The following is a 14,741-nucleotide window of genomic DNA, read 5'->3' as shown; positions in this document are numbered from 1 at the left end:
TTGAATTTTCAGTTTTCCATTCCTTCCCTACCTGAAACTCCCCAGTGTAGTCCTAATCAACTTATTCAGCTTGCAAGTAAGTTACCAGATGCAACAATATCAATACCAAGTGTTGATAAAATATTGGAAGCTATTGAACAGGGTAAAGCTGATCAAGTAAGTCCGTTGGACTGGATTTACTGCATCCATGCTAAAGCGCAGTGGGATCAGCAAAATATTGACCGATGCAGGAAAACATCAGCAGCTATTTGGAAGGTAGCAATTTCTAACTTATGGTTGCAACATCAGCTATTGTGGCGTTTAGCTCTTTATTCTAGTGGTCAGGAAGAACAGGTTTTAGCACAGTCTCTAGCTGAATCTTTTGATATTTTTGCTAATTCTGGCTTAGTTAGTCATCTGCTACCAGTTCAAATTATTCGGGCGCTTCGCAGTACACAAGCAGGTAGAGAATTAGCGAAAATTGCTTGCGAAAAGCGTGTTAATCGAACTGGATTGCTAAACAACATCCGAGACATTTTACCTGCTTATATTCCATTGTTTAGCCAATTTATAGAAGATATAACTCCCGATTTCTCTACAATTACTTCTCCAAATCATCAGCAGGTACAATGGCTGTTAATATGTTTAGATGAAATGTCAGATACTCAGCAAATAAAAGCTGTTAGTTATTTACTCACTAATGTTTCCAATAATATAGCAACCAATCATTCTTTACTGGTTGATTGGTTGCGAAATAACTATAGAAATGGTGAAAAGTGGTATAAACTTTTAGATCCAGCAAGGCAAAAACTTAGAGAGTGGATTGGAGGTATCAATTATGGTGACTTCCAAAAGTTAGTAAATCTCATATTGAATAGGCTGGATTTACAAGACTTCGAGTCAAATCAGCTACGTAGACGCAGAGACTTTTGGGCTAATTACAGTAACCGCTTTGAACGGCTTCGCATCTTGTTACCTAAAACATCACAAATTGCCATCGGGTATCAAATTCAAGATGATGTTGATCTACTAGAGGATGATGGTAGCGACCCAACAGAAGTCTGTATATTTGATTTTGGTGAGTGGTTTGTAGTCGAATTCTTTCGTGGAAGAGGTAGTGAGACACGCCTGTTTCCAAAAAATTCCAGAAATGAGCAAATCCTTTTTGGTGAATCCACTCTTTCAGTCAAGCGGATTCGTTGTCTGGGTGGCGATAAGCACGATCATCTATTTCTTTGGCAGGAATTTTCCCCCACTTGGCTTAAAAATCATGGAATTCTGCCTAATCCAAATACCCAGCCTTCCAGAAACCCTACACCAGATCAATTACGAAAGCGAGAAAACAGGCTTGAGCCGTGGAAAAGAGAAATTGAACGTCTAGAACGGGAAGCTAAAGTCTACTGTAACAAGATTTGTTTTTTAATAGACTGAAAATTATTACCTTGAATCATCATCTAAAAACAGCGTCTCTAAATCACGATAGCCACTCACTACCCGCACAACTTCAATCCCCTCTGCAATTGACCGATAAAATATCAAATAATCATCAACTGGAAAGCTACGCAGCGCAGGTAAAAGTTCATCCCGTCTACGTCCCATACTGGGAAACTGTGCTAAAGTATCCAACTTTTGAGTGATGAGTGTGAGCAATCTATCTGCAACATCTGGATTACCAGCAAATAGGTAATCGTTAATTTCTTGTAAGTCTTGGGCAGCTTGGGGCGATAGAAAATATAAACTCATTATTGCGCCTGAGCCTTTCTCAAAGCTTGGTTCTTTTGACGCAGTTGCTCGATTACTTCTCTACCGTCGAGTCGTTCTCCGCTATCAAGTTGCTCAACCCCAATCATAATTTCCCTTTGCAGTTCCTCAAACCGACCTTTATAAATACGTTCCCGTTCTTCCAACAGCCTAATACCTGCAAGAATCACTTCTTCTGATGAGGTGTACTTCCCACTTGCAACCTGACTTTGAATAAACTGCTCAAGCTGGGTTGTTAAGGAAATATTCATGAATTATTACCATATTTTTGTTCTCATATTCTAATTCTAGATGCGAACTGACAGCAGTCCATTGCGATCGCATTGAGCTAGATACTAAAACCTTTGGCGTATTGAATAACACACAATATACCCAAGTTGTACGGCGATCGCATCCATTCAACCCCCTTCAAAATGCACCACAACCACGTTAAGCTGGATTAGAGTAGCAATTTATTGCGCTTTTTAACATGAAAATCTCTGTGACTGCCAAATTTTAATTTTTTCTGCTTGAGAAACCTGGAATGCTAGACCAAATTTTTGATTACCTCAACTTTCATGTCAGCCTTGAAGCCCCAATAGTTCTGCTGATCCTGATATTTTTAGAGGCGGTGTTATCTGCCGACAATGCGATCGCCCTGGCTGCGATCGCTCAAGGGCTGGAAGACAAAGAACTTGAGCGTAAAGCCCTCAACTTTGGTTTAGTCGTTGCATATATACTGCGAATCACCCTGATTCTTACCGCCACCTGGGTGCAACAATTCTGGCAATTTGAATTATTGGGCGCTGCTTACCTGCTGTGGTTGGTATTTCAACACTTTACCTCTCAACAAAGTGAAGACGAGCAGAATCACGAACCGCGTTTTAGTTCGTTGTTGCAAGCAATACCCGTGATTGCATTTACAGATTTGGCATTTTCTTTGGATAGCGTGACAACTGCGATCGCAGTTTCTCAAGAAAAATGGCTGGTGCTGACGGGTGCAACAGTTGGTATTATTACGCTGCGATTTATGGCGGGATTGTTTATCCGTTGGCTAGACGAATTTGAAAACCTAGAGGATGCAGGCTATGTAACTGTAGCCTTAGTGGGCTTGCGCCTATTGTTAAAAGTGGTGAACGATGATTTAGTTCCACCAGAATGGATCATGATTCCTGCGATCTTCCTAATTTTAGGCTGGGGATTTTCCAAGCGTATTGGCACTGAATTACCCCAAGTAGAACCGGAAAAGAGCGAAGTCTCGAAGTAAGGAATAATATCATGTCCGCTTGATTACTTATTAAACTCAGGAGTTCCCCACCCCGCCAAAGCTATGCTTTGTCTCCCCTCCCGAAGAGCGGGGAGGGGCTGGGGGTGGGGTTCTTTTATTATGGGTAATCTGGCGGACATGATATTAAGAATTAAATAACATACAATTTATGTCCCCATCTTACCTCACCCTCAATCCCTCTCCTTATAAAGGAGAGGGATCGTGAGACAGGATGAAGTTTTGCATTTTATTTAATCCACGTTCCTAAGAAGAGGAAGATGAGGGAGATGAGGAAGAATAATAATTGTTCATTTGCTCTCCCCATTACCCCTTATCCCCAGAGGGGACCCCACTCCCCACTCCCTAATGTTTTACTCGTGCAACCAAGGGGTTAAGTGTGGTTGCCAACTTACCAATTCTTCATCCTTAAACCACAGGGCTATTTCCTGTTGCGCGGTTTCTGGAGCATCAGAACCGTGGATCAAATTGCGACCAATATTCAGGCCAAAATCGCCGCGAATCGTTCCCGGCTCTGCTGTTAAGGGGTTCGTCGCACCAATAATCTTTCTCGCAGATGCAATGACGCCATCACCTTCCCATACCATCGCCACCACTGGGCTAGAAGTGATAAATTCCACTAAACCACCAAAAAAGGGACGTTCTCGGTGAACATCATAATGTTGTTCAGCCAATTCCCGACTGACTTTCAGGAACTTTAAACCAACTAGGGTAAAACCTTTAGTTTCAAAGCGACGGATAATTTCCCCCACCAATCCCCGTTGTACTCCGTCAGGCTTAATTGCTAAGAATGTACGTTCCATTGCTGTTTCCCAAAGCTTAATAAAGTTTTTATCTAGTCATTTGTCCTTTGTCCAGAGGTTTTGCACTAATGACCAATGACTAATGACTAATGACTAATGACCAATCAGAGTTTATCTCAGAAATTATCTTTGGGTGCATATACGTTCCCAGATGAATGCGCTAAATTGTTAATTTGTGGGTGAAAAACAGAGGTCAGGAAGAAATGGGTGTTGATTCAACTGCTACATCTGACGAGGTGGTACTACCGTCCAATGGACAAAAATCTGAAGTGAAAAATCATAAGCAAAAAAAACTCTTACCACCTAGTACTACCACAGGAGATTTACCTCGCTCCTGGAAAATTGAGGATAGCGAAGCGTTATACAGGATTGAAGGTTGGGGACAACCTTATTTTTCCATTAGCGCTGCTGGTCACGTCACCGTTGCACCCAAGGGCGATCGCGGGGGATCTCTTGACTTGTTTGAATTGGTCAACGCCATGAAAGATCGCAACTTGGGGCTTCCCATGTTGATTCGCTTTTCCGATATTTTGGAAGACCGGATTGAGCGCTTGAACGCTTGTTTTAATAAAGCGATCGCCCGCTACAACTACCCTGGTGTCTACCGTGGCGTGTTTCCCGTCAAGTGCAATCAAGAGCGGCATTTGATTGAAGATTTAGTGAGATTTGGCAAGCCCCATCAATTTGGTTTAGAAGCTGGTTCCAAGCCAGAATTAATGATTGCTTTAGCTGTCTTGGATACACCAGGAGCATTGTTAATTTGCAACGGCTACAAAGACCGAGAATACATCGAAACGGCAATGTTAGCCCAAAGACTAGGGCAAACACCAGTCATCGTCTTAGAACAGATTGAAGAGGTTGATTTGGTGATTGATGCCAATCGCCAGTTAGGTATTAAGCCGATATTAGGTGTTCGTGCTAAACTCAGTACCCAAGGCATGGGACGTTGGGGAGCCTCTAGTGGTGATCGCGCTAAATTTGGTTTGACAATGCCTGAAGTAATCGAGGCTGTTGACAAGTTACGGGAAGCTAACCTCCTCGATTCTTTGCAGTTGATGCACTTCCACATCGGCTCCCAAATCTCTGCCATCAATGTGATTAAAGATGCCATCCAAGAAGCCAGCCGCATTTATGTGGAATTGTCGATGCTGGGGGCAGATATGAAATACCTTGATGTTGGTGGTGGCTTGGGTGTAGATTACGATGGCTCCCAAACCAACTTCTATGCATCGAAAAATTACAACATGCAGAACTATGCCAACGACATCGTGGCAGAGTTAAAAGATACCTGTGCTGAACGGCAGATTCCCGTACCAACACTGATTAGTGAAAGTGGACGAGCGCTCGCTTCCCATCAGTCGCTGCTGATTTTTGATGTTCTGAGTACTAGCGATGTCCCCCTCGACGCGCCAGAACCTCCGCAAGAAGGAGAATCCCCAATTATTAATTATCTTTGGGAAAGCTACCAATCGATCAACCAAGAGAATTACCAAGAGTTGTACCACGACGCTGCACAATTCAAAGAAGAGGCCATCAGCCGCTTCAACTTAGGAATTTTACGCCTTAGAGAACGAGCCAAAGCCGAACGCCTCTACTGGGCTTGTTGTCAGAAAATTCTCAACATCACTAGACAGCAAGAATACGTACCCGATGAACTGGAAGACCTAGAAAAAATTATGGCTTCCATCTACTACGTGAATATGTCAGTGTTTCAATCAGCACCAGATTGCTGGGCGATCGATCAGCTATTCCCAATTATGCCCATCCACCGCTTAGATGAAGAACCAACGCGGCGAGGAATTTTAGCAGACCTAACCTGCGACAGTGATGGTAAAATCGACCGCTTTATTGACCTGCGCGATGTCAAATCGGTTTTAGAGTTGCACACCTACAAGCCCGGAGAACCCTATTATTTGGGGATGTTCTTGAATGGAGCTTACCAAGAAATCATGGGCAATTTGCACAACCTATTTGGCGACACCAACGCCGTTCACATCCAATTAACGCCCAAAGGCTACCAAATTGAACACGTTGTCAAAGGTGACACCATGAGCGAAGTGGTGAGCTACGTCCAGTATGACTCCGAAGATATGGTAGAAAACATCCGCCAGCGTTGCGAAAAAGCATTAGAAGAAAAGCGCATCACCCTAGCGGAATCTCAGCGACTACTGCAAACCTACGAGCAGAGTCTTAGAAGATATACGTATCTAAATAGTTAGGATTGGGAATGGGGCATTGGGCATTGGGCATTGGGCATTGGGCATTGGGCATTGGGCATTGGGCATTGGGCATTGGGCATTGGGCATTGGAAAACTCTTCCCAACTCCCCACTCCCTATTCCCCATTCCCCATTCCCCATTCCCCATTCCCCATTCCCCATTCCCCATTCCCCATGCCCCATTCCCCACTCCCTAATTTACATTTGTCCCCAGCAATTCCTCTATTGCTTGTCGCTCAACAGGGGTATGTGATGGCACTGTCTGACGGGCATCGGTAATCAGCCAATCTAAAGCAGCCGCTTGAACATCGATCGCAGCGCCAGTTTTATCCACGCAATAACGTCCAAATACCAGCTTATCGACTAACCGGACTCCGGGGCCCAGGCGCGACCATTCAAAAATCACACTGTTATCTACTGTTGCACCACTACATATCCAACAATTGGGGCCAATCATCGCTGGGCCGACAATTTTAGCTCCGTCTTCGATTCTGGTCATCCCACCAATGTAAACTGGGCCTGTGATATCCACTTTGTCCCAATTTACGGCAACATTTAAGCCAGTGTAGATGCCAGGGGCAACTTCATGACCAGGGATTTGCACATTTTTGATTTCACCCAGCAGCACACCGCGAATCGCCCGCCAATAGTCTGGTACTTTACCAATATCTACCCATTCAAAGTCCATAGGAATGGCGTAGAAGGGGGCTTTGATTTCCACCAATTTGGGAAACAATTGGCTACCAATGTCATATTCGACAGCAGAGGGAATATAGTTAAACACCTCTGGCTCAAAGATGTAAATACCTGTGTTGATGTTGGTGCTGAGAGCTTCTTCAGTTGAAGGTTTTTCTTGGAAAGCTTTGACACGACCATCTTCGTCAGTCACAACTACACCGTAGCTAGAAACTTCTTCTTTGGGGACAGATTTTGTAATAATAGTAGCGATCGCCCCTTTAGCTTTATGCCATTTAACCGCCGCAGTTAAATCCAAGTCAATCAAAGCATCACCGCACAAAACCACAAAGGTATCATCAAAAAACGGTGAGAAGTCTTGGATGCGGCGCATCCCGCCAGCTGAACCTATTGCTTCCCCCTCCAGTTTCCCCTCGTCATCAATTTTACCTTCAAAGGAATAGGCAATCTGTACCCCAAACCGTTGACCATCACGGAAATAGTTTTCTATTTCTTCAGCCAAATGACTAACGTTGACCATGATTTGGTCAAATCCATGTTTGCGTAACAGTTCCAGCAAGAACTCCATCACTGGCTTTTGCAGGATGGGAATCATTGGTTTGGGAATTGTATAGGTAATTGGACGCACGCGAGTACCTTTACCAGCCGCGAGAATCATCGCTTTCATAAAAATTTATTCCTCAACCACAAGCCAGTTTACTTTTATCAAGTGATAAGCTAATCATCAGTTTTATTTCTGCTCTAAGTTATCTCTCAAAACAGGGATAACAGGAATTTAGTGGTTATTGCAACCATAGGTATACTTAGATGACAAGCGATCGTTTATCTTTTCAATTTACTCGGATTTTGGGGCTGAAGCACAAATCTATAAATTATCTGTAGGGCTACTTTTGGTTTTCTTAGTTCATCGGGTACTCAAACGGTTTGCAGGTGTTAGCTGAATCTCTAAGTAAGCGAATTTTTATCTCATGGTAAAATTCCTCTTGAAATAGCTCTACTTTCGATTGAGCCGAGAGTAGTAGTAGGGCCCAGAAAACGCTAACTAGTTGACTGCGTTTAGACTCATGTCCAGAGCCATTTTGGTTGGGAAGCTTTGTTTGAGTCCACAACTCTACAAGTTGTTCTAAATTCAACCAATTTTGTTCTAAACTTAGTTCTCTTGCTGACAAATTCAACACCTGCTCTAGTTCCCTGGCGACTTCTGTCAGATTTTCCTGGTGAGCTAACTCCAGCGCCTCCCGCATACTTTGGACGCTAGGCAAACGTCTAGGACGGATAGGTTTGCTGACTTTTTCTACCAGTTTCAGTTGGTTCGCCATAATCTGCAATTGCTTGATTAACTCTTGCAAAGTCACCCGGCGCTTTGGTGGCGGCATTGCCGATGGACGACGACGCAATTGCCGTTCTAATGGTAAACGATGACCCTGATGTGATACACCGTCTTCATCTTCTAATAGAGCATCATCTAATACACCATCTTCTAGAGCTACTACTGTTGACAACTGCGTCAACGTATTAGCTTTGAATAATACCAGCATTGATGCTGACAAAAATGCCTGTCCAGATTGAGATAAATCTGCTTCATAGCCTCTTCCTATTGACTCCGGTGCCATCAGTTCTAAGTAACGGTCAATCACCTCAATCACTTGGACATCCCAAGGGTCAATTTCTCCCTGTTCAGCTTGGGAAATCAGGAGTGTGATTGTTTCTAATAGCTCGGAAGCTTCCATCAACGGGTTCTAAGTTAATTAATGAGAATCAAAAGACCGTAAATTCAACACTAAACTCATTGACTATTGACAAAGCGTGTACTTTATGAATTCCCTTGCGCTTGTTTTATTCAGGAATTGCCTGCTGGCAGTATCTCCCGAAATTTGTAATCAATCACCATTGTGAATTGTGAGATCAGATTGTGCAACTTTTGACTTTGGACATTGGGCAATTCAATTTTGGATTTGGGATTTTAAATTTTGGATTAAATTTCAATCTAAAATCCAAAATCTAAAATCTAAAATTCTTGCTCCCCCTACCCGCTCAATCTAGGGGCGGGTCATGGGCAATAGTGACAGTTGATACAAAGTCACTCGGCTTGCCGCTCTTGATAGCATCGAAAGTGCCTTTAATAGTACCAGCAATGGGAACAGCAACAAGCGTCCCCAACAACCCAGCAATTTCAAATCCCATCAAAATAGAGACAAAAATCCAGATAGGATTCAGTCCAATAAAGTTGCCGAGTAACCTGGGCGCTAACAGGTTATCTTTAACCTGCTGCATGAGAATTGCCGCTATGGCAACTTGAACTGCTAACCACCAATTTTGCAGTAGTACTAAAATCGTCACCAGAGCAATGCCTAGAGACGCCCCGATAAAGGGAATGAGTTCTGAGATACCAATTAATATGGCAAACAACAGGGCAAAGGGCACCTTCATCACTAAGAAAATTGGCGTCAGGGTTAGCACCATGAACAGTCCTAGCAACAACTGGCTGAGGAAGAAGTTCTGGAAATTTAGGCGCAAGGATGCGGTAAGGGGATCTCCAATATTAGAGGGCAAAAGATTGATTAGACCATACCAGACGCGATCGCCATATAAAAGCATATAAAATGCAAGCACAATCACTAACACTACGTCAAGTAATCCTGACAGCAGTGTTCCAGCAAATCCCACTGCACCAGAAGCTAGCTGTTGCACTACATTCTGAATGTTGGCATTGATTTGACTGCTCACAACCCTGAGATCAATTGGCAAACGTCGTTGTTTTGCCAGCATCTCAAACTGCTCTAGGTTTGCTTGACTGGCGCCTAACCAATCAGGGATCTTATTTAACAGTTGGATTGTTTGGTCAATAATCAACGGCACTAGGGTGACACCCAGAATCCCAAGCAGGGTTAATGTTGCAAGTAAAACTATGATCACCGCCTGAGTGTGGGTGATCCGAGCCCGTTCAAAGAACTTAACTAGGTAATTTAGGAGAAAAGCCAGAATCGCCGCAATGCTCAAGACGGTAATGGGATGCTGGAAATAGCGAAAAAGCACAGACAGCAACCAGACATTAAGAGCGATAATAGGACCGCTCAGACCATAAATTAAGAGGCGTTGAAGGGAGGCCGAACGGCGCATTTTATGCAACCTATTTTAGATATACCTTGAGAGAATTTGTAAAATTCTTGATGGCAGTGATTATCATCATAGATTTTTTTAACAAAGATATATATAGAAAAGCATAAGCGTATCTGATAGCAAGGAAGTAAATCAAAATGGACAAAACCGTAGCTGACCTTCGTAAAGACTACACCTTGGAAGGTTTGAGCGAACTCGAAGTAGACCTCAATCCTTTTATCCAATTTAAAAAATGGTTCGATCAGGCTCTAGCAGGGGAACTCCCCGAACCCAATGCTATGACCATTGCTACCGTTACACCAGACGCTAAGCCTTCAGCCAGAATGGTGCTGCTGAAAGATTTCGATGAACGGGGCTTTGCTTTCTTCACCAACTACAACAGCCGCAAAGGACAAGAACTGGCAGAAAATCCTCTGGCGGCTTTAGTCTTCTGGTGGGCAGAACTGGAGCGTCAAGTCCGAATTAGTGGGTATGTGGAAAAAGTTTCCGAAACTGAGTCCGATCAGTATTTTCACACTCGCCCTGCCAATAGTCGCCTGGGTGCGTGGGTATCTAATCAAAGCGAGGTGATAGAAAGCCGAGAAGTTCTGGAGCGACGCTTGCAGGAATTCCACAGCAAATATGAAAATGAGGAGATTCCTCGACCGCCTCATTGGGGAGGCTTACGAGTGATCCCCACACAAATTGAGTTTTGGCAAGGACGCTCTAGCCGTCTGCACGATCGCTTGCTCTATAGCCGTTTAGATAATGGCACTTGGAAAATTGAGCGATTATCACCCTGAAGAAGAGGCACAGGAGCAGGGGGAGCAAGAATTTTAGATTTTAGATTTTAGATTTTAGATTGAAATTTAATCCAAAATTTAAAATCCCAAATCCAAAATTGAATTGCCCAATGTTAAATGCCGATTAGTTTACCACTGGGCGATCGCACCTTGAATTGCTGCCTGTGCTTCTGATAAAGATTGGGTACGGGCAGCATCACCTTCATTCATACTATTAGCGTTGATAAATTGAATGTCTGTAAGCCCAATAAAGCCAAAAATCGCCCGCAGGTATGGTTCTTGGAAGTCATAAGCAGCAGCAGGAGATGTCGCGCTAAAGTCACCACCGCGAGCTGTAATAACAACTGCCTTTTTACCCTCAACTAAACCTCTATAACCGCCTTGAGCATCTATAGCAAAAGTCCGGTTAGGGCGAACGATTTGGTCGATGTAAGCCTTGAAAGTGGAAGGTATATTAAAGTTATACATTGGTACTCCAAAGACGTAGCGATCGGCTGCCAAAAACTCATCAACCAGTTCGTCAGAAATCCTAATTGCCTCAGTTAATTCTGGGGTATGGGTTTCTGGTGGTGAAAATGCCGCCGCAATCCAAGGTTCATTAACGTGAGGAACTGGGTGATGCCCTAAATCTCGATAGGCGATCGCATCTTCAGAATGCGCTGCCCTCCAACCACTGACGAATTCTTTGGATAGTTCTCTTGACTGCGATCGTTCACCACGGGGGCTGGAATCAATATGTAGAATGTTTACCACCAGATATCTCCTGATTAGCTAGGATTTACTGCCTTGACTTTTTTTGAGTCTAAATTTTAAAGCATCACATCAGATACTAAAAGTAACTAGTTACTAAAGTAAAGTAGTTACCATAAAGTAACTGTTGGACAATTTTGGCTAACTCATCGATGTCTGTCTCTAAAAATCCTGATGCTTGCCCTGTCAATATTCTGATGTCCTTACTATCAGGGCCCTGGACAATGTATATACTGTGGGTGTTGTGTAATAGTGGGCCTACTCGCTTTGGTGCATTGAAGCACTTAGTCGAGGGCATCTCCACCAAAGTTCTGACCGAAAGACTGAGGATGCTTGAGGCAGCAAAGATTATTTATCGTCAATATGAACCAACTGTGCCACCCCAAGTAACTTACGGGCTTACAGAACGTGGTCAAGAATTAATTGATGTGCTTCATAAACTCAATGCACTAGCTGAACGCTGGTATGGCAGCGAACAACGAGAACATAGCAACACTAATGTTTAACTGATTGCTTGAATGTAATCTTTAATATAAATAAACTCACCAGGTAGATCGAAGAATCTCATAAAGATACCGGCATGAATATATCTCCCGTGCAGTTTGCGGATGACAGCTGGTTCATAGACTAGTTTTGGTCGGAAATTGATCAATGACGCAATCGGGCAGACACCGAGGATCAGTCGATGCTTGCGGCGATGGCGACCAACAACTTGAGCGTGTTTGTTCATACCCCAGAATCCATTATAGATGTACAGCAATTGACCTTCCGAAAAAGAATGCGTCGATTTTTGGACGTTAGCAGCAACCAGAGGAATGTTATCCTTGGTCGGGTTAATGTCGAGTAATGTACCACCACAGAAGTAGCCAAGTAGAATCTCATTGATCTTCTTGATGTGTTGTTCCTGCATAGAAGGCGTATTTTTGCAAAAAGCTGGGGGAAATGTAAAAAAGCCGATACATTCTGCATCGGCTTCGCTGACAATATTGAATAGATGAATAGTCTACTGTTCCTGAATCGCTGCTACTTTGGCAGGAAACTGAATTCTGGGATCTGGCATGAAATTGTATCTCAAGTACAATCCTCCCCAGACAAACAGGATAATTAACAACGCACCAATACCAAGGGGACTGGGAAGCCAGAATATAGCTTCTATATGGTTTAGCTCACCAGGCTGGAGTTTCCACAGTAGTTGATTGCCATTTTTTTCAGGCGCAATCGCAGTTTCAGTTAGTTGAATGTTTTTGGCTCCCCAAGGAGTCTTCAAGCTAAATTCCAAATCGAGAATTGCACCAGCATTAGCCAGGACATTACCTTTGCTGGCAATTAGAGACAGCGATCGCAAATCCAAATCATAAATCAACCGATTTCGGACTAAAAGTAAAAAATAATTCTGCTCCAAGAGGACATTTGATTCAATTTTCGGCAGTTCTGAGTCAGATTCGCTCTGCATAGACTCAGAGGGTTGATTAATACGGGAGTTAAAAAATTCGTTGAACTTCTCTTGCAATTCCCTACCACTACTAAAAGGAATTGTGACGATGATTTCTTCTTGGGAAACTCGCTGTGTTTTTCCTTCTAGTTGACGGGCGCGGCGCTCTATGCTGTTCAACCATTCGTAAACATAATCGCCACTAAAACTAGTTAGCCGCTCTCCCAATTTAATATGCTGTACTAGTTCGCCACTATTTGAGTTGTCAAAGTTAAGCCCCACATCGTACTTAACACAGCCAGTCAGTAGCAGGGATGTTAACAGCATTAGCCACAGAATAGGATTTCGCATGGGAAAGACGCGGTTGATTCGATTTCGACCATTCAGCCTCAACACAAAACTAAATGCTCTGATTAACCACAAGAAAATCTTTCCTAAAGTTAAAGAATTTGAAACCATAAATCTCCCCAAAAGTCAACATATTTTGGATTTTAAATTTTGGATTTTGGATTAACCCCACCAATAAACGGATGAAGCTCGAAGATTTTAAATTTTGGATGAGAGGATTTGTGTCAGCCACAAGGGTGAAAGCCCGTAGCGGGACGTTAGTCCGACATGAACCAAAAGATTCTTTAATCTAAAATCTAAAATCCAAAATCCAAAATTGTTATCAGCCAGGGGTTCCTGAAAAACTCAACCAAACCAAGTACGAGATGGTTAAACCAATGGCAATTAGCGCCACCCAGATAAAGCGATTATCTCTGGTATTGACCTGACTGAGGTCAACTAATTCTGGCTCTGTAGGTTTAGGCTTCTGCTGCACAGAAGATTTAGTAGGTTTAGCAGCTACAGAAATTTTGAGTTCATTATCAGGTAGTGTACCCAAATCGGGGATTTGGGTCATCCATTCGCTGGGTCTTTTCAGCTTTGGTGCTTTTAAGATGTAAAGCATCTGTCGCGCTTGTTTGCTGGTTTCAAAATGGGGATGGCGTTTGAGTCTTTCGCAAAGAGCGATCGCATCATCCGTGCGTCCAGCTGCTTCATAAGCTGTCACTAGATGAATTTCTACTTCGCCCCCAAGGCGAGAATTACGAGCTAACAGGGCGCTGGCCTTTTCTAAATTTTCTACGGCTTCGCGGTATTGCCCATTTTCAAAGGCAACTTTGCCAGTCTGGTAGCGGGTTTTAGCAATTTCTAAACTTTCTGCACTCACGTCTTATATACAAATCAGCACTGTTTTAATTTTGCCAATGCCAGCAATCTTTTTGGAATCTTTTCAAAGGCTGGCAATCTGAGAGTTGATAAACTTCTAAAATTTTAATAGGTAGCTGCGACTATTTTCTGATTAAAAATTCCGGTATCAAATGCAGGTGAGCAAAATATGTTGAAAATCAAGCATTCGCAACTAAATTGGCTCCTAGCAGGTATGACTTTAGCAGTTATGGGTGTAAGCATTGCTCCAGCTTGGGCCCAGCCTGTGATCGTGATTGATGGTGGTTATGGAGTCAGGCGTAGCTGCGGAGCAGCTTGTCGTCAGACATCGCCTGCTGTCGGTTCCTTTATTTATGGTAGTCCGATTCCCACACCTATGCCTGTAGACCCAGCAACGGGACTAATGCCACAACGCAATTATTACCCCGATTCTTACTATCCCCAGGTAAGGCAGCCCGATTCTTACTATCCCCAGGTAAGGCAGCCCGATTCTTATTATCCCCAGGTAAGGGAGAACGTGAGAAATTCCACCCTGATTAATCCAACTTTGATTAATCCGACAATTCGAGACTCAACCGTAGTTAATCCGGTGATTATCAATAATTCATGGCGTCGTACACCATTTAGCGGTGGGCGATCGCGGGTAATTATTACCTATCCCCGCTAGAGTAGGGAGTGTGGAGCAGAGAAGGAAAACTCCTAACTCCTGTACAGGAGACGCGAT

17 protein-coding genes are annotated in these 14,741 nt (G+C 43.4%); 7 read left to right on the top strand and 10 right to left on the bottom strand.

Features of this window, described 5'->3' with window-relative positions:
* Entirely contained in the window at positions 1-1,410 is a 1,410-nt protein-coding gene (locus tag V7K30_RS29725) for an EH signature domain-containing protein (RefSeq protein WP_335005526.1), read from the top strand.
* A gap of 6 nt (positions 1,411-1,416) precedes the next feature.
* Here the strand turns inward: V7K30_RS29725 and V7K30_RS29720 are convergent, their stop codons facing one another.
* Positions 1,417-1,722: a type II toxin-antitoxin system RelE/ParE family toxin gene (locus V7K30_RS29720; RefSeq protein WP_334869434.1), complete on the bottom strand. Its 306-nt coding sequence runs from the start codon at positions 1,720-1,722 to the stop codon at positions 1,417-1,419.
* Complete coding sequence (locus tag V7K30_RS29715; protein ID WP_334869436.1) at positions 1,722-1,991, bottom strand: type II toxin-antitoxin system ParD family antitoxin; 270 nt, start codon at positions 1,989-1,991, stop codon at positions 1,722-1,724. Before V7K30_RS29715 ends, V7K30_RS29720 begins: the two co-directional genes overlap by 1 nt.
* 17 nt (positions 1,992-2,008) lie before the next feature.
* On the opposite strand from V7K30_RS29715, the gene V7K30_RS29710 reads away from it, so the two are divergent.
* Together V7K30_RS29710 and V7K30_RS29705 are read left to right on the top strand one after the other, a co-directional pair.
* A complete protein-coding gene (locus V7K30_RS29710; RefSeq protein WP_335005524.1) occupies positions 2,009-2,173 on the top strand; it encodes a hypothetical protein in 165 nt (54 codons plus the stop codon).
* A 90-nt stretch (positions 2,174-2,263) separates the two neighbouring features.
* Positions 2,264-2,986, top strand: a complete 723-nt coding sequence (locus V7K30_RS29705) for a TerC family protein (protein ID WP_335005522.1) — start codon at positions 2,264-2,266, stop codon at positions 2,984-2,986.
* Positions 2,987-3,357: 371 nt separating this feature from the next.
* On the opposite strand, the gene ndk is transcribed toward V7K30_RS29705, so the two are convergent.
* Positions 3,358-3,807 (bottom strand): nucleoside-diphosphate kinase, encoded by a 450-nt coding sequence (ndk, locus tag V7K30_RS29700; protein ID WP_335005520.1) that lies wholly within the window; start codon positions 3,805-3,807, stop codon positions 3,358-3,360.
* 203 nt (positions 3,808-4,010) lie between these two features.
* Here ndk and speA point away from each other — a divergent pair, with 203 nt between their 5' ends.
* On the top strand, positions 4,011-6,026 hold the full coding sequence (speA, locus tag V7K30_RS29695; RefSeq protein WP_335005518.1) for a biosynthetic arginine decarboxylase: 2,016 nt from the start codon (positions 4,011-4,013) through the stop codon (positions 6,024-6,026).
* Positions 6,027-6,218: 192 nt separating this feature from the next.
* Here speA and V7K30_RS29690 read toward each other — a convergent pair whose 3' ends face one another.
* From V7K30_RS29690 to V7K30_RS29680, 3 genes are all read right to left on the bottom strand, one after another.
* Complete coding sequence (locus V7K30_RS29690; RefSeq protein WP_335005516.1) at positions 6,219-7,388, bottom strand: NDP-sugar synthase; 1,170 nt, start codon at positions 7,386-7,388, stop codon at positions 6,219-6,221.
* Positions 7,389-7,620: 232 nt separating this feature from the next.
* Positions 7,621-8,451: a ScpA family protein gene (locus V7K30_RS29685; protein ID WP_335005514.1), complete on the bottom strand. Its 831-nt coding sequence runs from the start codon at positions 8,449-8,451 to the stop codon at positions 7,621-7,623.
* A 304-nt stretch (positions 8,452-8,755) separates the two neighbouring features.
* A complete protein-coding gene (locus tag V7K30_RS29680) occupies positions 8,756-9,841 on the bottom strand; it encodes an AI-2E family transporter (protein ID WP_335005512.1) in 1,086 nt (361 codons plus the stop codon).
* Between the two features lie 137 nt (positions 9,842-9,978).
* Between V7K30_RS29680 and pdxH the strand changes: the two genes are divergently transcribed.
* Positions 9,979-10,623 (top strand): pyridoxamine 5'-phosphate oxidase, encoded by a 645-nt coding sequence (gene pdxH / locus V7K30_RS29675; RefSeq protein WP_335005510.1) that lies wholly within the window; start codon positions 9,979-9,981, stop codon positions 10,621-10,623.
* A gap of 129 nt (positions 10,624-10,752) precedes the next feature.
* Here pdxH and V7K30_RS29670 read toward each other — a convergent pair whose 3' ends face one another.
* Positions 10,753-11,376: an FMN-dependent NADH-azoreductase gene (locus tag V7K30_RS29670; protein WP_335005508.1), complete on the bottom strand. Its 624-nt coding sequence runs from the start codon at positions 11,374-11,376 to the stop codon at positions 10,753-10,755.
* A gap of 149 nt (positions 11,377-11,525) precedes the next feature.
* Between V7K30_RS29670 and V7K30_RS29665 the strand changes: the two genes are divergently transcribed.
* Positions 11,526-11,879 carry a winged helix-turn-helix transcriptional regulator gene (locus V7K30_RS29665; protein WP_335005506.1) on the top strand — a complete coding sequence of 118 codons (354 nt, stop codon included), beginning with the start codon at positions 11,526-11,528 and terminating at the stop codon, positions 11,877-11,879.
* Here the strand turns inward: V7K30_RS29665 and V7K30_RS29660 are convergent.
* The 3 genes from V7K30_RS29660 to V7K30_RS29650 all read right to left on the bottom strand — a co-directional run bounded on the left by V7K30_RS29660 (position 11,876) and on the right by V7K30_RS29650 (position 14,018).
* Entirely contained in the window at positions 11,876-12,283 is a 408-nt protein-coding gene (locus V7K30_RS29660; RefSeq protein ID WP_335005504.1) for a hypothetical protein, read from the bottom strand. The genes V7K30_RS29665 and V7K30_RS29660 overlap by 4 nt on opposite strands.
* A 93-nt stretch (positions 12,284-12,376) precedes the next feature.
* A complete protein-coding gene (locus V7K30_RS29655) occupies positions 12,377-13,264 on the bottom strand; it encodes a DUF3153 domain-containing protein (protein WP_442941119.1) in 888 nt (295 codons plus the stop codon).
* A gap of 211 nt (positions 13,265-13,475) precedes the next feature.
* Positions 13,476-14,018 (bottom strand): tetratricopeptide repeat protein, encoded by a 543-nt coding sequence (locus V7K30_RS29650; RefSeq protein WP_335005502.1) that lies wholly within the window; start codon positions 14,016-14,018, stop codon positions 13,476-13,478.
* Positions 14,019-14,186: 168 nt separating this feature from the next.
* On the opposite strand from V7K30_RS29650, the gene V7K30_RS29645 reads away from it, so the two are divergent.
* Positions 14,187-14,684, top strand: a complete 498-nt coding sequence (locus V7K30_RS29645) for a hypothetical protein (protein WP_335005500.1) — start codon at positions 14,187-14,189, stop codon at positions 14,682-14,684.
* Positions 14,685-14,741 lie beyond the last annotated feature (57 nt).

The sequence above is a fragment of the Nostoc sp. genome (assembly GCF_036917655.1).
Lineage (GTDB): Bacteria > Cyanobacteriota > Cyanobacteriia > Cyanobacteriales > Nostocaceae > Nostoc.
This window is presented reverse-complemented; position numbering and strand designations above follow the sequence as displayed.

Coding starts and splice junctions, on each gene's coding strand:
- V7K30_RS29660 (WP_335005504.1), bottom strand. CDS start 12,283: ATGCAGGAACAACACATCAAGAAGATCAATGAGATTCTACTTGGCTAC.
- V7K30_RS29685 (WP_335005514.1), bottom strand. CDS start 8,451: ATGGAAGCTTCCGAGCTATTAGAAACAATCACACTCCTGATTTCCCAA.
- V7K30_RS29655 (WP_442941119.1), bottom strand. CDS start 13,264: ATGGTTTCAAATTCTTTAACTTTAGGAAAGATTTTCTTGTGGTTAATC.
- ndk (WP_335005520.1), bottom strand. CDS start 3,807: ATGGAACGTACATTCTTAGCAATTAAGCCTGACGGAGTACAACGGGGA.
- speA (WP_335005518.1), top strand. CDS start 4,011: ATGGGTGTTGATTCAACTGCTACATCTGACGAGGTGGTACTACCGTCC.
- V7K30_RS29690 (WP_335005516.1), bottom strand. CDS start 7,388: ATGAAAGCGATGATTCTCGCGGCTGGTAAAGGTACTCGCGTGCGTCCA.
- V7K30_RS29645 (WP_335005500.1), top strand. CDS start 14,187: ATGTTGAAAATCAAGCATTCGCAACTAAATTGGCTCCTAGCAGGTATG.
- V7K30_RS29715 (WP_334869436.1), bottom strand. CDS start 1,991: ATGAATATTTCCTTAACAACCCAGCTTGAGCAGTTTATTCAAAGTCAG.
- V7K30_RS29665 (WP_335005506.1), top strand. CDS start 11,526: ATGTCTGTCTCTAAAAATCCTGATGCTTGCCCTGTCAATATTCTGATG.
- V7K30_RS29705 (WP_335005522.1), top strand. CDS start 2,264: ATGCTAGACCAAATTTTTGATTACCTCAACTTTCATGTCAGCCTTGAA.
- V7K30_RS29680 (WP_335005512.1), bottom strand. CDS start 9,841: ATGCGCCGTTCGGCCTCCCTTCAACGCCTCTTAATTTATGGTCTGAGC.
- V7K30_RS29720 (WP_334869434.1), bottom strand. CDS start 1,722: ATGAGTTTATATTTTCTATCGCCCCAAGCTGCCCAAGACTTACAAGAA.
- pdxH (WP_335005510.1), top strand. CDS start 9,979: ATGGACAAAACCGTAGCTGACCTTCGTAAAGACTACACCTTGGAAGGT.